The sequence below is a fragment of the Bacillus sp. RC251 genome (assembly GCF_044908765.1).
In the GTDB taxonomy this organism is placed as follows: Bacteria; Bacillota; Bacilli; order Bacillales; family Bacillaceae_G; genus Bacillus_A; species Bacillus_A wiedmannii.
On record NZ_JBIYDP010000001.1, the window covers coordinates 1,366,866 to 1,387,788 of the forward strand.

Sequence of the window (20,923 nt, forward strand, 5' to 3'; positions counted from 1 at the left end):
TATTTTACAGATGTTCTTCTTTTTATACATGTATACTATTTTTTTAGTGGAAAATATAGGTATATTCGTAGTTTAATAGAAGAGAGATGATTAGTTTGAATTTTCTCTATTTTTAAATAAATATAAAAGTTGAATAATTTATCGGTTTTAATAGGAGGGGGAAGTAGAATGGAATTTTTACATATTGAAAATGATGAGGTTTTAATCAATAATATGGCACAGTTATATTGTAAAGTATTTGAGAAAACAAATTTTACTGAAATGATTGAGCGAATTAATAGACATATAGAATATACAGGTTTTAAAGGTATAGTAGCAATGAATGAGGAAAATGAAGTTGTTGGTTTTACTTATGGTTATCGTTCATTAGATGGACAGTACTATAATCAATTAATGAGAAAATCATTAAATTGTGGACAAGTAGAGCAGTGGTTAGAAGATTGTTTTGAATTTGTAGAGTTAGCAGTTCACCCGCAATATCGAAATGAAGGACTTGGAACAACATTACATAATAAATTATTAGAAGGTATTTCAAATAGAACGAGTGTTTTAACAACACAAATAAACAATAAAAAGGCACGTTCTTTATATGAAAGATTAGATTGGGTTGATGTATTAGAGCCATTTCATCCAAGTAAAAATGATGTTCCATATGTAATAATGGGAAAAAATTTAAAAATGAAAGTAAATGGATAACTATTTCGTTCACAAAAGTTAATGGTTTGTAACAATGAAGGGGAAAACAAAAATGACAATAATATCTATAGAAAAAGCTACAATTTTAGATGCTGAAAAGTTAACAGAAATAATGACAAAAACATTTGATGAAGAAGCAAAACGATGGCTATGCGGTCAAGGTAATGGTATTGACTATAACATCCAACCACCTGGCTATTCTTCAGTAGAAATGATGAAATATTCGATTGAAGAGCTGGATTGTTACAAAGTGATAATGGATGAAAAAATAATCGGGGGAATTATAGTTACAATCTCCGGTAAGTCATACGGTCGAATTGATCGTATTTTTGTAGATCCTGTTTATCAAGGAAAAGGAATTGGATCACATGTTATTAAATTAATAGAAGAGGAATATCCAAGCATAAGGATTTGGGATCTCGAAACATCTAGTAGACAACTTAATAATCATCATTTTTATAAAAAAATGGGCTATGAAATAACTTTTAAATCTGAAGATGAGTATTGTTATGTAAAAAGAATAACTGTAGAGTCAGCTGAAGAGAACCTAATAAAAAATAAAGATATGAAAAATAGCCAATACGAAAACTGTAATCTTGCAAATACAGAGTATTATCAAGTGAATTTAAAAAACGGTTCTTTTGTTGGTAGCAATATGATGAATATGAAGATGAGTAATTGTAATGTGAGTCAATCAAATTTTAGAAATATAAATTTTAGAAATTCTTCATATGCAGATTTAAATCTTTCTGGTAGTAAATTTGATTTTGTGACTTTAGGTGGAGTTCAATTTAAAGATACAAGTCTCGGAGAAGATAAAGATCCTATTTCATTTAATAGATGTGATTTAGAAGGTAGTACGATTAGTAATAGTAATCTGAAAAATATTGAAATAGAAAATTGTGATATATCCGGTATGAAAATAAATGGTATTCCAGTTGAAAATCTACTTGAGTTATATAATAAAGTAAAAAGTTAACCTGTAATTTGGTGTAGATAAGGTGTTCGTAAATCAGATGATACACTGAAATAATTGTGTAAAAATAACATAAAGAAACATAGAAGAGAAGGGATTTCACCTAGAGGTCTAGAATGGAAAGAAAACTGTACTGTAATGAATATGGAGGGAAGAAATTATGGGGATCAAAGTAAGAGCGGTAGAAATTCAAGATGCTAGAGCAATTCATCGTATATGCGTACAAGGTGATGTATTACCTTATATGGTTTTCTTACCTAGTATGCGTGTAGATGCGATGGAAAATAGAATTCGTAATTTAGCGCCAAATCAATTTGAATTTGTTGCAGAGTATGATGGAGAAGTTGTTGGATTTGTTGGATTAACCCAAAGCCCAGGACGTAGATCTCATTCGGGGGATTTGTTTATGGGGGTAGATAGTGAATATCATAATAAAGGCATTGGGAAAGCACTTCTTACAAAAATGCTTGATTTAGCTGATAATTGGTTAATGTTAGAGCGAGTAGAGCTTGGTGTTTTAGAAACGAATCCGAAAGCGAAATCGCTATATGAAAAATTTGGATTTGTAGAAGAGGGAATAAAAGTAGGGAATTTGAAGGCTCACGGAAAGTTTATTAATGAAATTATGATGAGTCGTTTTAGACCTGATGGTTTAATTGTACATAATGAATAGTGAAAAGCATGACAAATTAATGTCATGCTTTTTTATTTGTTAGTTGTGATTTGGTAGTTTTGGTTGTAATAAGAATAATGCTAAGCCAATAAAAATAACTGTAATGCCTAGTCCTTGTTGTAAAGAAATAGTCTCATTTAATATAAAGTACGCTAGTATACAAGTTCCAATCGTTTCTCCTAAAATGCTCATAGAGATAACTGTAGCACTCATCCATTTTAATAACCAATTAAATATTGTTTGACCTAAAATCGTAGCAATGAAAGCTAAGCCAATAAAGCACAACCAAGTTTGTGTAGAGTAATGGATGAAAGATTCTTGCTGCATGTAGGCAAATATACCGAGAAAACAGGCACTACTTCCATAACTAATTACCGAATACGGTATAAGTGATAAATCTTTACGAACATGTTGGCTAATGAAAAAATAAGCGGTAATAATTCCGGCCGCAATAAATGCTAAAATATCTCCGTATAATGCTTCTCCGCTAATTTGGAAGTCTTGCCATCCGATGACGATACTTCCTGAAATAGCGATGAGGCAACCAATAACCGCTCCTTTCGTAAATCTCTCTTTAAATAGAAAGTAACCACCAATCATTGAAAATAAAGGTTGTAACGTTACGATAACTGTAGAACTCGCTACAGAAGTATATTGTAATGATTCAAACCATAGTACATAATGTGCAGCTAAAAATAGCCCGGATATGAATCCGAATCCCCATTGTCTTCTTGTTACTGTTTTTAGCTCGTTTCGATTATTTTTATTAAATAGTAATAACGGTAATAGAATCAGTGCAGCAAAAAATAAACGGTAAAAAGCAATGATAGCCGCAGGAGCATCTGCCAATTTTACGAAAATTGCTGAAGTGGATAGGGCGAATACGCCGAAAAATAAGATGCAATATGAAAGAATAGGTGATTTCACAGTTTGTCCCTCCGATAGATTGTTTATTATAATGAACTAAATACGATATAATGTACAAAGGTAAGTATATAAGTCCTTAAGGCGATAGGAAAGGATTATTTGCCTTTGTTTACTATGTCAGCACAAAGACAACGAAACATGCAATATAATGAACGAAAGGAAGGTTTTACTATGATACATGATAGACTCGGACAAACTGTATTAAGTTATCGTAAGAAAAATAATATGACAATTCGTGAATTTGCTGATTATGCAGGAATTAGTACTTCACTAATTAGTCAAATTGAACGAGGATATGCGAATCCTTCTTTAAGTGTATTGGAATTAATTGCGAAAGCATTAAATGTACCGCTATTTACACTTTTTATTAATGAGATTGATACAGATTCACTCATTTCTAAGAAAAAAGATCGAAAAAAAGTGTATCGGGAGAACAATGATCACATTGTATATGATGTATTAACACCGGATTTTATGAAAGCACGAATTGAAATGTTAATAATGGATTTAAATAAACAAGCAAACACAACGGAAAGTCACTATTCACATGAAGATAAAGAAGAGATTGCTGTTGTTATGAAAGGAGAAGTGTATGTGGAGTTAGAAGGAAAAGAATATTTTTTAGAAGAAGGTGATGTTGTACGTATTCCGCCAAATGTGAAACATCGCTTTTTGAATAAAAGTGATGAATCCAATCATATTTTATTTGTATTGACACCATCTTTAGGATGAGTATTAAGTGATTTTTATTACGGGGAAAAATAGATGGAAAATAAAACTGTTTTAAGAGATGGTCTTTCAATTATTTCTCAGTGTAAAAAACAAACAAATGATATTTGGCATGCGCATTTCGGAGAAGCTGCAATTGCTAGTTATTTTTTATGAAAGATAACAATATGGAAGAAGAGATCACTCATTGTATGTATTCCCAAACAAAAATGATGTTGAACAATCAAAACTTAGATGAAATCATCGATAGTAAAGAAGAAATTGATTTTCAAAGTGCTGAAAAACTGATTATAAAATCAATGGAGCATACAATTGATGAACTTCATTGGGTGGGGCATAATGTCATTTATGCTGCATTAAACTTATTAGCTATGAAAGAGTTACAAAAATGGGGGAATAATCAAGCAATTGAAGGGATTACTAACCTTATATTATCGTTTCGAAAAACAATTAAGTATAAACGATGAGGTAGAAAGTGAATTCAAAAATCCGAAACAATTATCTAAGTTTATTTTAAAGGAGATCTCGCAATTTAATATTATTTATAGAGCGGAAGCGCATCATGATTTAATTGGTCATTTGCTTACTTTTTCTCATGCAATTAATATTATGTATGATTTAGGGCATAGAGATATATTCCAACGAGGGATACGTCCACTGTTAAAACTAGTATACGTGTTACGTGCTAGTCAATATCTTATGCCGAATACTGAAATTAACTTGCACTCACCTATAGATCGTTTACCTTTAATCGAATCAAAACGTGCTCATGTATTACCAACAGAAAATCAATTTTGGCTAAAAGACTATAGTGTGTTTGATTGGGATTTCGGGCATGTTTTTAAATTCTCATATAGTTATTTTGATCATATAAAGAGAGCCCCAGAATATAAAGATATTACATTAGAGAAATTCCGATTTGTTATTAATACGTAATGAAGTCTAATGATCTGTATAAAGGGTTAAATTTAAAATTTTTTGTTAATAGTATATTATTTTTATATTTGTAAGATTTTATATGCTTATTTTACTTTTACTAATTATGTAAATAGGCTATACTAAAATACATATATTTTAGTATTGGAGAGAGAAGTAAAACGACATGGAATTAGTAAAATTGGAAAAAGCTATTGAAATAAAGAAAGAAGAACTTTTATATTTAGTATCAGATTACGGAATTCAACATGAAAAAGTATTGGCATTAAGTCAAGAAATAGACAAATTGATTAATTACTTTATGTTTTTAAAATAAAAAGAACTATGGCATGATTTGAAAATGTTATAGTTCTTTTTTATTTGGAAATTCAGATATATATTCTATATACTAGTAATAGGTAGAATATTCTGTTTTGTAGGAGAGGGATATATGATATTACATACGCACATTTCAGGCGAAGGGGAACCAATTATGCTTTTACACTCTGGTGGTATGACGGGTTTAGTAGAGTATGAAGAGCAGGTAGCATTTTTTCAAGAAAAAAACTATCAAGTAATTCGTCCTGATTTAAGAGGACATGGAAGATCAGGGGGGACATTGGAGAATTATTTCCTACGTTCTGTAAAGGATCTACATGATACGTTAGTACATTTACAAATTGATAGATGTCATATAGTTGGTGTTTCCCTAGGAGGATTAGTCGCTTTATTATTTGCAAAAAAGTATCCAGATAAAGTGAGAACATTAACTTTTTCAGGTATCTTTCCGGTTAAGAAAGAGAATTGGGAAGAGTCCCAGCAGTATGAAGCGAAGTGCCATCAGGAATTGATGGAAAATGAAGAAGTTGTAACTTATATGAATCAAATTCATGAAAAAAGTGATTGGAAAGCGTTGCTTGAATCGTGGCAAGTTAAAGATTGGTACCCATTCGATGAAACTGGTGATGTAGCTAATCTTCAAGTACCTACACTTTGTATTGCAGGGGGAGATTCGGAAGATGAAGTTACAGCTGCTACAACGTTTAAACAATTAAACGACAATATACATATTGCTGTTATTCCGTTTGCTGGTCATTTAGTGCACAATGATCAACCGGAAATATATTCGAATATATTGTCTAATTTCTTACAGAATGCACAAGCTGCTAGTCGAATATAAGGACTTTTGGGTATAATAATAAAGGAATTATTAATTGTATCGGTTAGGAGCGCAGCACATATGAAAACAGTTGTTGTTATCGGTGGAGGTATAACGGGACTTTCTACTATGTTTTATTTAGAAAAATTAAAAAAGGATAATAATATCGATTTAAATTTAATCCTTGTAGAAAAAGAAGAGTACTTAGGTGGTAAAATCCATAGTGTAGAAGAAAAGGATTTTATTATGGAATCAGGAGCGGATTCTATCGTTGCTCGTAATGAACATGTTATGCCGCTTGTAAAAGATTTGAATTTAGAAGAAAAAATGGTATATAACGAAACGGGTATTTCTTACATATATTCTGATAATACTTTACACCCAATTCCATCTGACACTATATTTGGGATACCGATGAGTGTGGAATCGTTGTTTAGCAGTACGCTAGTATCAACGAAAGGGAAAATTGTTGCTTTAAAAGATTTTATAACGAAAAATAAAGAGTTTACAAAAGATACTTCGCTTGCTGTATTTTTAGAAAGCTTTTTAGGGAAAGAGTTAGTGGAAAAACAAATTGCTCCGGTGCTTTCAGGAGTATATTCCGGTAAATTAAATGAGCTTACTATGGCATCGACATTACCGTATTTACTGGATTATAAAAATAAATATGGAAGTATTATTAAAGGTTTTGAAGAGAATAAAAAACAGTTTCAATCAGCAGGAAACAAAAAGTTCGTATCATTTAAAGGTGGACTATCTACGATTATTGAACGTTTAGAAGAAATGCTGACTGAGACAGTCGTTAAGAAAGGTGCTGTAACGACTGCTGTAAGGAAACAAGGTGATCGCTATGAAATCTCCTTTGCAAATCATGAATCAATCCAAGCTGATTATGTTGTTTTAGCAGCTCCGCATGATATCGCACAAACTTTATTACAGTCTAATGAGTTAAACGAGCAGTTTCATACATTTAAAAACGCATCTCTTATAAGTATTTACTTAGGATTTGATATACTTGATGAACAATTACCGGCGGACGGCACAGGATTTATCGTAACGGAAAACAGTGATTTACATTGTGATGCGTGTACATGGACAAGCCGGAAGTGGAAGCATACATCGGGAAAACAAAAGCTATTAGTAAGAATGTTTTATAAGAGTACAAATCCAGTGTATGAAACGATTAAAAATTATAGTGAAGAAGAATTAATACAAGTCGCTTTATATGATATTGAAAAGAGTCTCGGAATTAAAGGCGAACCAGAAGTAGTTGAAGTTACAAATTGGAAAGATTTAATGCCGAAATATCATTTAGAACATAATCAAGCGGTTCAAACATTACAAGAAAAAATGACGGATCTTTATCCTAATGTATATTTAGCTGGTGCTTCATATTACGGTGTCGGAATTGGTGCGTGTATTGGAAATGGAAAGAACATTGCAAATGAAATAATTGCAACATTAAATGAACCGTCAAAATAGAATACATATATAAATAAAACGTCCCTCCAGTATATTGGAGGGACGTTTTATTTATTTCACTTGAATTGAGATTTTTTTATTAGTTGTATTATTCTCAGTAATCGTTAATGTTATGTTCCCGGATTCTTTAAATGAATAGGATGAGAGTTGATAAAGCTCTTTTATGCCATGTTTCTCTTTTAATTTATTGGCTGGAAGTGATGTTATGTTCGGTTTCCATGATTCTTGCTTACCTGAAGGATAGTTAACTATTATTTCTGGATTATTTAATTGCATTGGTTCCCAAGAGGCAAAATGTAGTTCAACTTCTGTATCTTTCTTTAGTAATACTTCTGAGAAATATCCAAGCTCTCCGACATTACCGAAAACAGTAAAGTTTTGATTTTGTAATGTGATATCTAAATGTTTAGGTTGATATGTTGCTGCGTGATAGATTCCATATGAAAGAGAAAGAGTGGCGGCGATTAAAATACCGATTGAAAATGTTTTAAAGCTATTGCCTTTAAAATTAGTCATCATGAATGAATTTGGGGCGAACTTTTTTGCAAATAAAAATATGAGTAATATGAGTAAGAGGGATAAGCCGATGAATATATACATAGAAAACTCACACCTCCATAATAAAACAAGATATTGACTATATTTTACCATAAATGTATGGGGGAGGGTGTTGTTTTAGAAGGGAAAAGTGAGCACGGAATCGAATTTATAAGACGTATTATTAAGGACGGGGTGATGGAGATGAAAATGAAAATAATACAATTAATTATAAAACTAGAGCATAAAGAGGTGATCATAGTATTTTGATCACCTCTTTATTTTTTCTAATCATGCAAAAGCAAGAAGGGTTATTTTTAGTTCGTATTGAATTAAGAGGATAAGCTTCTCTAGAAATATTTGATAAATGGGACATTGAGGACTTTCCTAATTATAAATACTTTTTCTGCTATAATGAATGAGTAGAAAGAAAGGAGTGATCCTGTGGCGTTTCCTATATTAGAAACAGAACGTTTGCGTTTAGTTGAAATAGAACAATCTTATTGTCAAAAAATATATGAAATCTTTTCATTGGATGAAGTAACGTGTTATTACGGTATGAATTCTTTTACGGAGTTTGGACAAGCTTCACGTATGATTGAATCTTTTTCAAAAAATTACTTTGAGAAAAAGGCAATACGATGGGGGATTGTATTAAAAGAAACAAATACTTTAGTGGGTACAATTGGATTAAATAATTTACAACTATGGAGTAAACGATCTGAAATTGGATATGACTTACATCCTCGTTATTGGGGGAACGGTTATGCGTCAGAAGCGGCTCGAGAAATTATTCATTATGGATTTCGAGATTTAGGCTTATTTAGAATTGGAGCTATTACATACCCTGAAAATGTTACTTCTTGTAAAATGTTATCTAAAATAGGCTTTCATAAGGAAGGGTTATTACGTGGCTATATTCATCAAGGAAATAAGCAACATGATGCACTATTGTATTCTATAGTTCGAACGGATGTAGAGGATATAAATTTATAATAAAAACCCCCTCTTATAAAAGAGGGGGTAAGTAAAAATTAACCTATTTTAGGTAATAAACGTTCTCCGCTTTTCATGCTACTTTTACATAAAGGGCATTTAGGCTCTTCTTCAAATGAAAAATTCTTTCTCATCCATCCTAAACAATCCTCTGATTCACATTCCCAGACAGGGGTTTGTTCTGGTGGTACTTCAGCTACATCGTTCTTTCGATTGCGATACATATAACCACTCCTTTTATGTAAAAAATTTTAGTTATATATTAAAAAGGTTGTTAACCGAGCTGGTAACAACCTTTTTATTGTTTGAATTATAGCTTTACAACGTTTTTAGCTTGAGGTCCACGGTTACCGTCTTCAACTTCGAAGCTAACTTCTTGACCTTCGTCAAGAGACTTGAAGCCGTCGCCAGTGATAGCTGAGAAGTGAACGAATACGTCGTTACCGTCTGCAACTTCGATGAAACCGAAACCTTTTTCGCTGTTAAACCATTTTACTTTACCTGTTAATGTCATGGTAATGCCTCCTAAAATTTAAAAAGATTACAATATGATCGGCCTTATTTGAATGAAAAATAAAAGTTCACATATTATCAAACACCCATAAGGAGTACAAAATAATCCTGATTGATACTTGATAATATGCAAAGGAAATATGGTGTTAAATTGACCTTAATTACTATCTTACAACAAATGGTGGGAAATAGCAAGTGCTGGTAATACCAGTGAATAATCTTGGTGATAATAGTAAAACGCACAAAGTCATCTCTTTTATTTATATATTATTCCAAATTTAGGTTTATGCTAAACGGAGAGCATTTTTATTGAAAGTTTGCATTAGAGAAACAATATATAGTATTAATATATTTGTTAAGGAGGCGAGAATATTGCAATTTACTCAATTTAAAATAATTGAAGCAGCCAAAGAAGGAAGAAGAAAAATTCATCCAGTATTCGCTGTTATACTTGCAATTGTATTTTTAACTTTAGGTGAATTGTTCATGTTACTTATGTTGTTTTTACCGAAAGCAGAAACACTTTTAATGAAGGCAATTTATAGTGACATTGAGATGATATTGACGTTTGGCGGAGCTGTATTTTTTGTTTTTTTATGGGTTAGATTTGTAGAGAAAAGATCAATTTCATCCATTGGGTTTTGGAGAAATCAGTGGATAAGAAAATATTTGAGAGGTGCATTATTAGGGTTTGTTTTCATTTCAATACCAGTAATGATACTTTTATTAACAGGAATTGTACAACTACAAATGCAACAAATTACGCCAAACGCTATAATTGGAATTGTGGGATCTTTAGTTGCTTTTTTAATACAAGGTGCAACAGAAGAAATTGTTGTTCGAGGTTGGTTATTTCCGGTCCTTTCTGTTAGAAGTCGTATATGGATTGGGATTGTTGTGACTTCTTTTTTATTTGGTTTTCTTCATTTACTAAATCCAGGTATTACAATTCTTTCAATATCGAATATAATATTAGTTGGTGTATTTGCAGCTTTTTACGTTTTGAAAGATAGTAGTCTTTGGGGGATATGCGCATGGCATTCCATTTGGAATTGGGCACAATATAACGTATTCGGATTTGCAGTAAGTGGAATGGCAATGTATTCTACACCAATTTTTAAACCTGTAACAAAAGGATCGGAAGTCCTTCATGGGGGCTCGTTCGGTATTGAGGGGAGTATCATTACAACAATCATGCTTTCTATCGCTTCCATTGTTTTCTGGAGACAGTTATGGGGGAAAAATGCGAAGCAAAGAGATTTAAGTTAATGAAAGTGGGAGAAACTATGGGGATTATAGCGTTTGAGGGAGCAAGTGCGGTTGGTAAGAGTAGCACGTGTCGTGAATTAGAAAAAAATTATGGTGCGTACATTATACCTGAAGTGAATGTTTTATTTGAAAGACCAAAAAACGAACATAGAACATGGTATTTTGAAAAACAAGTAGAGCGCTGGAAAATAGCAGTGCAGAAATCAGAGCAATATGAATTAGTAATACTTGATGGCGACATTTATCAACCACTTAGTTATAGTTGGTGTTTCCATTTTGATATATTTAATCAGCCGTTATCTTTAATAGAAAACTTTTATAAAGAAAAGCTGATACATAGGGAAATTGGTTTTCCCGATCAATATTTTTATTTATATACGAATGATGAAGAACTGAGAAAACGGAAAGAATCTGACGAGACAAAAAGAAGAAGAAACTTTGAAAAACATTTACATATATCAAAATCGTTTCAACGTTATTATGAAAATTTAAATGCTGTTACAGACGGATATTGCAAAATGATTGATGCGAAAAGTGTAAAATCGAATGAATTAGAAATTGTGAAAAGTTTAAATAGTTTAAATGTGTGTGAAGAGAGACGTTTTGATGTTTCGAGGTTAGATGCGATTACGAAGTGGTTAAAAGAACATCGTGCATAAAAACAACGAGTGCCTTATAAGGTACTCGTTGTTTTTTTATGTATTATATATTGATTTTAAAATTTGTAAGTTTGCTTTTTCATTTTTCTTAATAGCATTTGCATATTTAGCTAGAAAGAGCTGAGAAGGATAAACCGGTAGTTCACCACAAATATCGATACCATAAACATTTTTATTCCTAATAAGAGAATGTAAACATTTTAATAGTGTAGAAAGTTTCATATGTCCTTGATCCCAATTTGTAATAGTTACTTTTGAATCTAAAACATCTTTATCAATGCTTACATATATAGTATCTGTATGAATATGCGAAAGTATCGTATGTGTAGATACTTCATAAGTTGTATCTATCGGGAATACTTCTACGCATGAATAATCATTAGAATGAATGGTTAAAGAAGAAGGTCCGATAATAATTACTTTCTTTAATTTTGGGTTATTTTGAAGTGCGAACGATACCCATGACCCGCAAGAAATAAGAGTATGTTCATTTTCTTCTTTTAAGTTCATGTCAGTGTGATGATCAAATAAAATAAGGCTAAATGGTTCATCTATTTCTTTTAGTAGCAAATAAGATACATAATGATAATTTCCAGAACCGATAAAGGTGATTCCTCTTTTCTTTCTACGATATAACTCCCGTTTTATACGCTTTAAAGAAGGAGTCTCGCAATACAGGTTTGCGTGCTCTAAATGACTAAAATCAATATCTTCATGGGAATAAGAATGAAGTTTATTTTGTAATAAATATGTATCGTCAAAGTTTAAAAAAGTTAAACCGCTATACAATAAACTCATATTTATTCATCTCCTTTATATGTAGGCTAGCATATATTTTTATCAATTTAAAACGAAATGCTTAGAGGTTGATGTGCATTTGAAAAAGATGGTGGTTTTTACGGAATAATCTTTCAATTTATAAAGAAAAGAAATATAATATAAGGAAATATATATGTGTTTCAGGAAATAGAGATTATGTAATAAATGAAAATGAGACTTGAAATGGAACTGAGAAAAAGTAGGTAAAGATTAACTACCCGCAAAAGTTCAGTTGATTCAACGAATAATTAATGTTTCGAGTTATTATTTGTGAAAGGAGAATAAATGCAAGTATGAAAAAGATTATTATTTCAGATCTTGATGGGACTTTATTAAGAAGTGATAAGACAATTTCAGAGAAATCTATAAATATTTTAAGGGAATGTAAAAATAATGGAGACGAATTGATTTTTGCTACAGCAAGGCCTCTAAGAGCTTATTCCCAATGTGTTAAAGAGTGAGATTATCATTTGTTATAATGGGGCTTTAGTTCTTAAAGGTAATGATATTTTATATGAAATGAAGATTTCTAAAAATAACATTTTAGAAATTATAGAAATAGCAAAGAAGTATAATCTTCATCAGATTTGTCTTGAAATAGATGATAAGTTGTATTCGAATTTTGATGTTACTGATTATTTTGGTAATGTACCATGTGAAATTATGGATGTAAGAGATTTAGACTTTGAAAAAGCTTCTAAAGCAATTATTTGTACTAAGGGCTCAATAAGCAAGGAATTCGTTAAAGAATTGCCTGATGAGTGTAAGGCAGTTATTACAGATGACGGAACATTATGCCAAATTATGCATGCAGAAGTTTCAAAATGGAATAGTATTCAATATGTTCTACAACACTTAAATCGAGAAGTCTCTGAAGTAATTGCCTTTGGAGATGATTACAATGATATGGAAATGATAGAGAAGTGTGGGATTGGTGTAGCAATGAACAATGCTGTTGAGGAATTAAAGTCAGTTGCTAAATTTATTGCTAAAAGTAACGATGAGGATGGAGTTGCTACATTTCTAGAAAATAAAAGTTCTGTTTATGTTAATTAGTATGAAAAAATAAATTGCAGCAAGCTACAAAAAAAGAGATGCTGCATCTGTTTTTGATAAATAGATAGTATGAATGGGATATGTGGGAGGAAACAAGCAAGATGAAAACATTTTTTAAAATAATAGGTATTTTAGCTGGTATGGCGGTAATCGGCGTAGGTGTAACATATGGTATGCTGTATTATCTAAATAATAGTAAACCAGCTGCGAAAAAGGCATCACCAGCTGCTCCGGCAGCAGAAGTACTAGCTGATAGTAATGTAAAAGCTGAAGATGCAAAGCTTTTAGAAAATGGCAATCATTCATTACCAAATAGCGGTTTTAATAAAAATTTTAAATGGACAGATGAGAACATACAGACAGCATTACATGAAATGGCACATCAAAAAACGAAAGCTGATCAAAAGTGGGGCTATATTTTTATCACACAAGAACGAATTGAAAGTTTACTTGATATTGTAAAGAGTAATGATCTAGTACAAGGAAATACATATGCAGATATTTTAGAGAGATGGAAACAAGGGAAATATGAAAAGATGGACGCAGATCACAACAAGATTTGGAAATTACAAAGCGGGAATTTAGGCGAAGGAAAAGGAGTAATGTCAGAAGCGGAACAAAAAGAGTTAATTAATCAATTGTTTATGCAAAAAGGTACATATTCAGGTAGTAAATTAATTGCAGATGGGGGACAGACTAATAAATAAGATAATATTGGAAGAGAGTAAGTGCTTATTAGGCAGTTACTCTTTTTTTGTGCACATTTTAGTCTCGCTCTAGTAAGGAAAGAAACGATTGTAAAACGGGTGAAATCCATCTAGATTTATGATAGATTACATGGCTTTGAATAACTGTTGAAGTTTCGATAGGCTGAAAACAGAGTTGTTCTTTTTGACAACTTTCTTGTACAACAATGTAAGGAAGAATTGAAATTCCTAACTCACACATCACAGATTGTTTAATGACTTCAACGTTGGAAGTTTCAAATGTTTTAGCTGGAATATTTCCGCTTTGACGTAAAAACCGATCTACCATCGGTCTATAGCCGCAGCTTTGTTCTGTAAAGATAAATTGAGTATCATTTAGTAAACAAAATGGATTAGAGTGTGTAGAGTGATGGGGAGTTAAAATCCATCCAAATGCTTCATTACAAAAAGTACGCGTAATAAAATCATTATGTTCCATACTTTCTCCAATTATGAAAATAACATCTGTTTCTCCTTCACGTAGCTTATTCATTGCTTGTTCGTTTGTAGTTGTTTCCAGTATGATATTTACTTTCGGATTCTCCTGTTTGTACATACGTAATAATTGTGGTAATCGGTACACTGCTAATGATTCGTTAGATGTAATCGTTAAAGTTCCCTCTAAATCATCACTATTTTGAGAGATTTCTTGCGCTTTTTCATAAATAGCTAGTAATTCTAGAGCATAAGGATGAAATTGATGACCTGCTTTTGTAAGAAGTACTTTTTTCCCTAATCGATCGAATAGAGGGAGACGTAAATCGTTTTCTAATGCTTTCATATGCGCTGTTACAGTAGATTGCGCATAACCTAACGCATGAGCAGCTTTAGAAAAACTACCATACTTAACGATGGCACAAAATGTTTTAACATGTCTCATTTCCATAAGCTATCCCTCTTTTATTATCATGATTTGTGAATGATTATATCACGTATTTCAATTTTCCAAATGATTAAATTCTTTATAAAATGAAATTATAGAAATATTCATTTAAATTATATTGGAGGAGAAATGATGATCAAAAAGGGCTATCATGTAGCTGTAGTTGGTGCTACAGGTGCAGTAGGACAGAAAATTATTGAACTGTTAGAAAAAGAAACTAAATTTAATATAGTTGAAGTTACATTGCTTTCGTCAAAACGATCCGCTGGCAAGTTAGTGCAATTTAAAGGACGAGAGATAATGATACAAGAGGCAAAAGCAACTAGCTTTGAAGGTGTAGATATTGCCTTTTTTAGTGCTGGAGGAGAAGTGTCTAGACAATTTGTTAATCACGCAGTCACTAGTGGTGCCATCGTAATTGATAACACAAGTGAATACCGAATGGCGCACGATGTACCACTCGTTGTTCCAGAAGTAAATGCGCACACTTTAAAGGAGCATAACGGTATCATAGCAGTTCCGAATTGTTCAGCATTACAGATGGTGATGGCACTTCAACCAATTCGAAAAGTATTCGGATTGGAACGAATTATTGTTTCCACATACCAAGCTGTGTCAGGTTCAGGAATTCATGCGATTCATGAATTAAAAGAACAGGCAAAGTCAATGCTTGAAGGTGAAGAGGTTAAGAGTACTATACTGCCAGCGAAAAAAGATAAAAAACAATATCCGATTGCGTTTAATGTATTACCTCAAGTAGATATATTTGCAGATAATGATTTTACATTTGAAGAAGTAAAAATGATTCAAGAAACGAAGAAAATTTTGGAGGACCAAAACTTGAAAATGGCAGCTACTTGTGTGCGTGTTCCGGTCGTATCCGGGCACTCAGAATCGGTTTATATAGAACTTGAAAAAGAAGCAACTGTTGCAGAAATAAGAGAAGTGTTGCTGGATGCACCAGGTGTTGTACTGCAAGATAATCCAAGTGAACAGCTGTACCCAATGCCATTATATGCAGAAGGGAAAATAGATACATTTGTCGGGAGAATTAGAAAAGACCCTAATACACCAAAAGGATTCCTTCTTTGGATTGTTTCCGATAATTTATTAAAAGGGGCCGCTTGGAACTCGGTTCAAATTGCAGAAACGTTGGTGGAAGAGGGGATAATATAGTATAGGTAAATTAGGAAACTGTTAATGATTACAGTTTCCTAATTTTTATTTTATAATTGTTTTCTTTATTCCAGCCAAATTTGATTTGAAAGACAGTAAAAAACATCAAGAATGAATAAAATTCATTTGGTATGATATGGATAAATTAGATGTAAGGGGGGATTTAGATGTACCAAGTAAAGGGGTACTTTTCATCATTAAAAGGAAGTCATTATGATATTGGAAAGCAACAAGGAGAGTTTGTGAAAAATCATCCGTATCTCATTCCACAATTTATACAGCAAGAACATTTAGTATCAGATAATTATTGGACAGAATCTAGAAATATATTAAATCAATATTGTCCAGGAATTAATGAAGAAATTGAAGGGTTTTGTGAAGTGTTGAAAATTCCTGCTAGAAATCTGATGTATTATTATCAAACACTATTAAAAGCAGGATGTAGTCATTGTGTCGTATTACCTAAAAAGACAGATTCAAAGCACACATATGTATTAAGAAATTATGATTTGTCACCAAAAATAGATGATATGCGTTTTTGCTCAACACATGTTGAAGGTGCATATGTGCATAGTGGCTTTTCTACTTTTTATTTCGGTCGAACAGAAGGAGTTAACGAGCATGGGCTAGCTGTTACATTTTCAGCATGTGGTCAACCAGTAGGGAATATTGAAGGCTTACGAAAGCCAGTGTTAAGTGGTTTACAATGCTTTGCGGTAATTCGAGTATTATTGGAGAAATGTAAAAATGTGCAGGAGGCGATATCAATAGTTGATGAAATGCCAATTGCAAGTAATATTAATCTAATTGTAGCAGATCCTTTAGACGCAGCACGTATTGAAATATTTGACGGTTTTAAATCAATAACCACAATTGATGAGGAAAACCAAGATTTTATCGTATCAACAAATCATGCAATTAGTTTATCTGTTCAAAAATTGAATAATAGAAGATTAGAACAATCTACAAACAGATATTACACATTGTATGAACATTTAAATCGAAATGAACAAGTGAGCATGGATTCTTTAAAAGAATTAGTAGAAAGAGAGTATCCTACTGGGCTGACAGTACATAATTATGAAGAATGGTTTGGAACTTTGCATTCTGTCTTATTTGATTTGCATAATCGTACAATGAATATTTGCTTCGGATCTCCACTATTCAACGACTGGTACTCATTGAAAGTTGGAGGAAGTCTTTCATTTTCTCAGGTAAATGTGAAATTTAATAATAAAACGTATACTGACTTTTGGAGAGAAGAACGCTATTAATTGATTCAAGAAGAATAAATGAGATAAAATGGTAATAGTAAGGTGTATGTACGGGAGGGATTGCCATTGCTAAAAGTAATGTTACCGATTGTTCTTATCTTATTTGTTGCCATTTCAATGTATATTACTTATGAAAAAAGAAAAAAAGCAGGGGTAAAAGGATTGAAGAGTGCGTTAACTTCAATTTGTTTCTTTACACTAGCAATCTTAAATTTGCTTGCATATTGGTTAAACTTTGGCGGTATTTTTATTTGGTTAATTTCAATTGTTTTATTACTAGTCGGGGCATATTGTACGAAATATATTCCAATATCTAAAAAGGTACATTGAAATTTATTTGAGTTTAAAAGTTATGTTGTATTTTATTTTGAAAAGAGATTATTCTACTAGAGCGTTGTGAAACGGTTTCAATAGGATAATCTCTTTTGTTCGTTTAGCTTTGTAAAGAATGTACTGTTCTTTTTAGTTGCTCAATAAACTCTCGAGTTGCAGCACACATATATTTATCTTTTCTATAAATAAGGCCAATTTCTATTGTAGGAGTAGGATTTTCTATTTTAATAGCTCGAATGTTTTTATTTTGTAAAAAGTCTATATACGGTTTTGGTAACAATGTAATTCCCATTCCTTTTGAAACCATTTGGATTAAAGATTCCATCGTACTAATTTCTAAAATTGGTTTTGGTTTAAAGTTAAATTTTTGACAATGAGATGTAATTAGTTCGGTTAAAAAGAAATTTTTAGGTAAAAGAATTAAAGGGTAGTTCTGTAATTCAGCAATAGATACATGATTACGTTCAGCTAATTGATGATCGGTTGGTACGACTAATGTAAGTTCACTTTTGTATAGAGGGATAGAAATAATCTCCTTATCTTGCACCGGGAGAAATGTAATGCCAATATCTAGTTCGTTTTGTAATAATTTTTCACGAATATCTCCTGTACGAAGCCCTAATACAGAAAGCTCTATATTGGGATATGAATGATTAAAATTTAATATAGCTGGTGGTAGTAAATAATTTACGACGGTTAACAAAGAGCCTATTGTTAAGGAACCTTGCTGTAATCCGTTTAAGTCTTGAATAGCGGAACGAGCTTGTTCGACTTCATGAAAAATGGTTTTACTATGTAATAATAAAATCCTTCCTGCATCAGTTAAAGATATTTTTTTACCAATGCGATCGAAAAGCGGCATTCCTACTTCATGTTCTAATGCACGTATTTGCTGACTTAGAGAAGGTTGTGAAATATTTAGTTTCTCAGCTGCTTTTGTGAAATGCAATTCTTTTGAAACAGCTAAAAAATATTCAAGTTGTCTTAATTCGATTGGAATCACCTCAAGTTTAATGATAGGTTATACCTATCATTATTATATAAATAATTGGATTGAACAATGATTTTGTTGAGCTTATAATCACTTTATTAGAGAGGGATTGAAAAGTTTTGAAGTAAGGATAGATAAGTATCGGAGCAAGGATATTTGAGTGGTTATTACATTTGCTAACCTTTTGTCATTTTAAATGAAAAATAGACAGAGAGTTTGAAAGTATAAATTAATCTATTGAAAAATTGTAGGGTAAGTAAGAGGAGCGATTAAGATGAATAAAGTATATGAGGTACTATCTTTAAATATAGGGTTACCAAAAGAGGTTACATACGGCGGAAAGGTAATTCATACAGGTATAAATAAGAAGCAAGTAAGGGAACCGGTGTTTTTATCCTTTTTAAAATTTAATGGAGATGGGCAAGCGGACTTAGTTCAACATGGTGGAGTAGATAAAGCAGTTTGTGTGTATTCTGGAGAACATTATAGATACTGGGAAAAAGAGTTGAATCAAGCCCTTGTATATGGAGCATTCGGAGAAAATATAACAATTAATTGTCTGTGTGAAGAGGATGTTTGTATTGGTGATACATTTCAAATTGGAGAAGCAATTGTACAAGTAACACAGCCAAGACAACCTTGTTTTAAATTAGCTAAGAAATACAATATTCCAAAGTTACCACTTTATTTTCAAGAAACAGGATATACAGGATTTTATTTTCGTGTATTAAAAGAAGGATGGGTATCACCTGCTGATACGTTAAAGTTAATAAAGTCTGATCCAAAAGGTGTTACAGTAGCAGTTGCTAATCGTATTATGCATAAGGAAAAACAAAATATGGAAGGGCTAAAAAGGATCTTAGAAGTACATGCACTTTCTACAAGTTGGAGAAATACATTTGAAAAGCGAATGAGAGGAGAAGAAATTAATACGAGGGAGAGACTAGAAGGAAAAAAATAATAAAAAATATTTTTTTATAAATGGTGCATTTCTATGAGTAAAAACGAAGTAGAAAGCACTATTTTTATATAATAAACTTATTAATATTCAAAAATCTTAATATTGTTTTATTCGACTTATTTTCGAATAGTCAAAACATAAAATTAATTAGACTCTTTTTTTATATTTTATGATAGTATATTGATTGGTAAGACCTATTACATTAAGAGCAGGTTATATAACTAAATTTAATTTGATGGAATTAACGTATGGAGGGACAACATGGGGAATGTTGAAATTTTTGAGAAATTTCTTTTAGAAGAACCAAAAAGAGAGCAGTTATTTCCTTTATTTGAAGAAGTGTTTGGAATTACAATTCAAACATTGAATGATTTTTCAGAGAGAGGTTATTGGGATGATACATACAAAGCTTTATCATTTTTACATGACGATAAAGCGATTGCAAATGTTGCGGTATTTTCGCTACCGTTGCTAGTAAATGGTGCAAGAATAAATGCAGCCGGCATTCAAACGGTAATGACTCACCCTGATTTTCGTAGACAAGGACTCATGACACAATTAATAAGTAAAATGATAGAAGAAATTGATAAGAAATGTGAATGTACATTATTATTTACGGAAAAACCGGAACTATATACATCATTTGGGTTTAAAGTTGTGCAGGAGTATTTGATGACTATTCTATATGATAAAAAGAATAATAATGACTCCTTACTTAGAAAATTAGATTATTATATGGAAGAGGATAGAAAGTTAATACATGAAACTATTGATAGTAGCCAAAGACTTTCAAATAATTTTTCAACATTAAACTTCCGTCCTTCGTTTTATTTGAATATGTATGATTCGGGATGGAATGGGAAATTGTATTATTCAGAGAAACTAGATGCTCTAATTGTGTATGAAGTAGATAATGAAAAGTTGAAATTATATGGAGTATTTGCACCAGTAATTCCAGTTTTAGATGAAATATGCGGAGAAATCGCTGAAAGATTTACAGAAATCGAATTTTACTTCTCACCAGATCAATTAGGGATTGAGGATGTACAATTTACAGAATTACAGTCTAATAAGTATTTAATGGTTCGAAGTAATAAAGAGTTAGATTTTAAAGGTTATAAATTCCCTGTATTAGCGGAGTTTTAAATGTTTG

At 31.8% G+C, this 20,923-nt stretch carries 23 protein-coding genes and 2 pseudogenes; 18 read left to right on the forward strand and 7 right to left on the reverse strand.

The window, feature by feature from the left end:
* Positions 1-168 precede the first annotated feature (168 nt).
* The 3 genes from ABH961_RS06925 to ABH961_RS06935 all read left to right on the forward strand — a co-directional run bounded on the left by ABH961_RS06925 (position 169) and on the right by ABH961_RS06935 (position 2,345).
* Positions 169-696 (forward strand): GNAT family N-acetyltransferase, encoded by a 528-nt coding sequence (locus tag ABH961_RS06925; protein WP_098068853.1) that lies wholly within the window; start codon positions 169-171, stop codon positions 694-696.
* A gap of 52 nt (positions 697-748) precedes the next feature.
* Entirely contained in the window at positions 749-1,675 is a 927-nt protein-coding gene (locus tag ABH961_RS06930) for a GNAT family N-acetyltransferase (protein WP_048546758.1), read from the forward strand.
* Between the two features lie 157 nt (positions 1,676-1,832).
* Entirely contained in the window at positions 1,833-2,345 is a 513-nt protein-coding gene (locus ABH961_RS06935; protein WP_048546760.1) for a GNAT family N-acetyltransferase, read from the forward strand.
* A 39-nt stretch (positions 2,346-2,384) separates the two neighbouring features.
* Here the strand turns inward: ABH961_RS06935 and ABH961_RS06940 are convergent, their stop codons facing one another.
* Positions 2,385-3,272, reverse strand: coding sequence for a DMT family transporter (locus tag ABH961_RS06940; protein ID WP_048546762.1), 888 nt, complete (start codon positions 3,270-3,272; stop codon positions 2,385-2,387).
* A gap of 171 nt (positions 3,273-3,443) precedes the next feature.
* On the opposite strand from ABH961_RS06940, the gene ABH961_RS06945 reads away from it, so the two are divergent.
* The 5 genes and pseudogenes from ABH961_RS06945 (at position 3,444) to ABH961_RS06965 (ending at position 7,557) form a co-directional block, all read left to right on the forward strand.
* Positions 3,444-4,004, forward strand: coding sequence for a helix-turn-helix domain-containing protein (locus tag ABH961_RS06945; protein ID WP_000581036.1), 561 nt, complete (start codon positions 3,444-3,446; stop codon positions 4,002-4,004).
* Between the two features lie 33 nt (positions 4,005-4,037).
* A pseudogene (locus tag ABH961_RS06950) lies at positions 4,038-4,937 on the forward strand (hypothetical protein).
* A gap of 166 nt (positions 4,938-5,103) precedes the next feature.
* A complete protein-coding gene (locus tag ABH961_RS06955; protein ID WP_000424360.1) occupies positions 5,104-5,253 on the forward strand; it encodes an aspartyl-phosphate phosphatase Spo0E family protein in 150 nt (49 codons plus the stop codon).
* Between the two features lie 114 nt (positions 5,254-5,367).
* Positions 5,368-6,096: an alpha/beta fold hydrolase gene (locus ABH961_RS06960; protein ID WP_048546764.1), complete on the forward strand. Its 729-nt coding sequence runs from the start codon at positions 5,368-5,370 to the stop codon at positions 6,094-6,096.
* 60 nt (positions 6,097-6,156) lie between these two features.
* Positions 6,157-7,557, forward strand: coding sequence for a protoporphyrinogen oxidase (locus tag ABH961_RS06965; RefSeq protein WP_048546765.1), 1,401 nt, complete (start codon positions 6,157-6,159; stop codon positions 7,555-7,557).
* 51 nt (positions 7,558-7,608) lie between these two features.
* On the opposite strand, the gene ABH961_RS06970 is transcribed toward ABH961_RS06965, so the two are convergent.
* Positions 7,609-8,157 carry a hypothetical protein gene (locus tag ABH961_RS06970; RefSeq protein ID WP_048546767.1) on the reverse strand — a complete coding sequence of 183 codons (549 nt, stop codon included), beginning with the start codon at positions 8,155-8,157 and terminating at the stop codon, positions 7,609-7,611.
* Between the two features lie 381 nt (positions 8,158-8,538).
* On the opposite strand from ABH961_RS06970, the gene ABH961_RS06975 reads away from it, so the two are divergent.
* A complete protein-coding gene (locus tag ABH961_RS06975; RefSeq protein WP_046954301.1) occupies positions 8,539-9,090 on the forward strand; it encodes a GNAT family N-acetyltransferase in 552 nt (183 codons plus the stop codon).
* A gap of 38 nt (positions 9,091-9,128) precedes the next feature.
* Here the strand turns inward: ABH961_RS06975 and ABH961_RS06980 are convergent, their stop codons facing one another.
* Both ABH961_RS06980 and cspD read right to left on the reverse strand, forming a co-directional pair.
* Positions 9,129-9,314 (reverse strand): cold-shock protein, encoded by a 186-nt coding sequence (locus ABH961_RS06980; RefSeq protein WP_000286202.1) that lies wholly within the window; start codon positions 9,312-9,314, stop codon positions 9,129-9,131.
* A gap of 86 nt (positions 9,315-9,400) precedes the next feature.
* A complete protein-coding gene (gene cspD / locus ABH961_RS06985; RefSeq protein WP_000176365.1) occupies positions 9,401-9,604 on the reverse strand; it encodes a cold-shock protein CspD in 204 nt (67 codons plus the stop codon).
* Between the two features lie 371 nt (positions 9,605-9,975).
* On the opposite strand from cspD, the gene ABH961_RS06990 reads away from it, so the two are divergent.
* Entirely contained in the window at positions 9,976-10,872 is an 897-nt protein-coding gene (locus ABH961_RS06990) for a CPBP family intramembrane glutamic endopeptidase (RefSeq protein WP_098642317.1), read from the forward strand.
* A gap of 17 nt (positions 10,873-10,889) precedes the next feature.
* Positions 10,890-11,531: a DEAD/DEAH box helicase family protein gene (locus ABH961_RS06995; RefSeq protein WP_048546821.1), complete on the forward strand. Its 642-nt coding sequence runs from the start codon at positions 10,890-10,892 to the stop codon at positions 11,529-11,531.
* 36 nt (positions 11,532-11,567) lie between these two features.
* Here the strand turns inward: ABH961_RS06995 and ABH961_RS07000 are convergent, their stop codons facing one another.
* A complete protein-coding gene (locus tag ABH961_RS07000) occupies positions 11,568-12,329 on the reverse strand; it encodes an arginase family protein (RefSeq protein WP_048546772.1) in 762 nt (253 codons plus the stop codon).
* A 314-nt stretch (positions 12,330-12,643) separates the two neighbouring features.
* Between ABH961_RS07000 and ABH961_RS07005 the strand changes: the two are divergent.
* Together ABH961_RS07005 and ABH961_RS07010 are read left to right on the forward strand one after the other, a co-directional pair.
* Positions 12,644-13,406: pseudogene (locus ABH961_RS07005) on the forward strand (HAD family hydrolase).
* A gap of 80 nt (positions 13,407-13,486) precedes the next feature.
* Positions 13,487-14,113 (forward strand): PRK06770 family protein, encoded by a 627-nt coding sequence (locus tag ABH961_RS07010; protein WP_116300182.1) that lies wholly within the window; start codon positions 13,487-13,489, stop codon positions 14,111-14,113.
* A 58-nt stretch (positions 14,114-14,171) separates the two neighbouring features.
* Here ABH961_RS07010 and ABH961_RS07015 read toward each other — a convergent pair whose 3' ends face one another.
* Positions 14,172-15,038 carry a LysR family transcriptional regulator gene (locus ABH961_RS07015; RefSeq protein ID WP_098642316.1) on the reverse strand — a complete coding sequence of 289 codons (867 nt, stop codon included), beginning with the start codon at positions 15,036-15,038 and terminating at the stop codon, positions 14,172-14,174.
* 129 nt (positions 15,039-15,167) lie between these two features.
* Here ABH961_RS07015 and ABH961_RS07020 point away from each other — a divergent pair, with 129 nt between their 5' ends.
* From ABH961_RS07020 to ABH961_RS07030, 3 genes are all read left to right on the forward strand, one after another.
* Positions 15,168-16,211, forward strand: a complete 1,044-nt coding sequence (locus tag ABH961_RS07020; RefSeq protein WP_404519317.1) for an aspartate-semialdehyde dehydrogenase — start codon at positions 15,168-15,170, stop codon at positions 16,209-16,211.
* Positions 16,212-16,378: 167 nt separating this feature from the next.
* A complete protein-coding gene (locus ABH961_RS07025; RefSeq protein ID WP_048546780.1) occupies positions 16,379-17,485 on the forward strand; it encodes a C45 family autoproteolytic acyltransferase/hydrolase in 1,107 nt (368 codons plus the stop codon).
* Positions 17,486-17,551: 66 nt separating this feature from the next.
* Positions 17,552-17,815: a hypothetical protein gene (locus ABH961_RS07030; RefSeq protein WP_048546781.1), complete on the forward strand. Its 264-nt coding sequence runs from the start codon at positions 17,552-17,554 to the stop codon at positions 17,813-17,815.
* Positions 17,816-17,918: 103 nt separating this feature from the next.
* On the opposite strand, the gene ABH961_RS07035 is transcribed toward ABH961_RS07030, so the two are convergent.
* A complete protein-coding gene (locus tag ABH961_RS07035; RefSeq protein ID WP_098047834.1) occupies positions 17,919-18,821 on the reverse strand; it encodes a LysR family transcriptional regulator in 903 nt (300 codons plus the stop codon).
* A 262-nt stretch (positions 18,822-19,083) separates the two neighbouring features.
* Here ABH961_RS07035 and ABH961_RS07040 point away from each other — a divergent pair, with 262 nt between their 5' ends.
* On the forward strand, positions 19,084-19,770 hold the full coding sequence (locus tag ABH961_RS07040) for an MOSC domain-containing protein (RefSeq protein WP_404519095.1): 687 nt from the start codon (positions 19,084-19,086) through the stop codon (positions 19,768-19,770).
* A gap of 261 nt (positions 19,771-20,031) precedes the next feature.
* On the forward strand, positions 20,032-20,916 hold the full coding sequence (locus ABH961_RS07045; RefSeq protein ID WP_048546786.1) for a GNAT family N-acetyltransferase: 885 nt from the start codon (positions 20,032-20,034) through the stop codon (positions 20,914-20,916).
* Positions 20,917-20,923 lie beyond the last annotated feature (7 nt).

Excerpts from the sequence above, each read along its gene's own strand:
- ABH961_RS07020 (WP_404519317.1), top strand. The coding sequence starts at position 15,168 with ATGATCAAAAAGGGCTATCATGTAGCTGTAGTTGGTGCTACAGGTGCA.
- ABH961_RS06995 (WP_048546821.1), top strand. The coding sequence starts at position 10,890 with ATGGGGATTATAGCGTTTGAGGGAGCAAGTGCGGTTGGTAAGAGTAGC.
- ABH961_RS07025 (WP_048546780.1), top strand. The coding sequence starts at position 16,379 with ATGTACCAAGTAAAGGGGTACTTTTCATCATTAAAAGGAAGTCATTAT.
- cspD (WP_000176365.1), bottom strand. The coding sequence starts at position 9,604 with ATGACATTAACAGGTAAAGTAAAATGGTTTAACAGCGAAAAAGGTTTC.
- ABH961_RS06935 (WP_048546760.1), top strand. The coding sequence starts at position 1,833 with ATGGGGATCAAAGTAAGAGCGGTAGAAATTCAAGATGCTAGAGCAATT.
- ABH961_RS07045 (WP_048546786.1), top strand. The coding sequence starts at position 20,032 with ATGGGGAATGTTGAAATTTTTGAGAAATTTCTTTTAGAAGAACCAAAA.
- ABH961_RS06945 (WP_000581036.1), top strand. The coding sequence starts at position 3,444 with ATGATACATGATAGACTCGGACAAACTGTATTAAGTTATCGTAAGAAA.
- ABH961_RS06965 (WP_048546765.1), top strand. The coding sequence starts at position 6,157 with ATGAAAACAGTTGTTGTTATCGGTGGAGGTATAACGGGACTTTCTACT.
- ABH961_RS06960 (WP_048546764.1), top strand. The coding sequence starts at position 5,368 with ATGATATTACATACGCACATTTCAGGCGAAGGGGAACCAATTATGCTT.
- ABH961_RS06980 (WP_000286202.1), bottom strand. The coding sequence starts at position 9,314 with ATGTATCGCAATCGAAAGAACGATGTAGCTGAAGTACCACCAGAACAA.
- ABH961_RS06930 (WP_048546758.1), top strand. The coding sequence starts at position 749 with ATGACAATAATATCTATAGAAAAAGCTACAATTTTAGATGCTGAAAAG.
- ABH961_RS07015 (WP_098642316.1), bottom strand. The coding sequence starts at position 15,038 with ATGGAAATGAGACATGTTAAAACATTTTGTGCCATCGTTAAGTATGGT.
- ABH961_RS06970 (WP_048546767.1), bottom strand. The coding sequence starts at position 8,157 with ATGTATATATTCATCGGCTTATCCCTCTTACTCATATTACTCATATTT.
- ABH961_RS06955 (WP_000424360.1), top strand. The coding sequence starts at position 5,104 with ATGGAATTAGTAAAATTGGAAAAAGCTATTGAAATAAAGAAAGAAGAA.
- ABH961_RS07040 (WP_404519095.1), top strand. The coding sequence starts at position 19,084 with ATGAATAAAGTATATGAGGTACTATCTTTAAATATAGGGTTACCAAAA.
- ABH961_RS06925 (WP_098068853.1), top strand. The coding sequence starts at position 169 with ATGGAATTTTTACATATTGAAAATGATGAGGTTTTAATCAATAATATG.
- ABH961_RS07010 (WP_116300182.1), top strand. The coding sequence starts at position 13,487 with ATGTGGGAGGAAACAAGCAAGATGAAAACATTTTTTAAAATAATAGGT.
- ABH961_RS07000 (WP_048546772.1), bottom strand. The coding sequence starts at position 12,329 with ATGAGTTTATTGTATAGCGGTTTAACTTTTTTAAACTTTGACGATACA.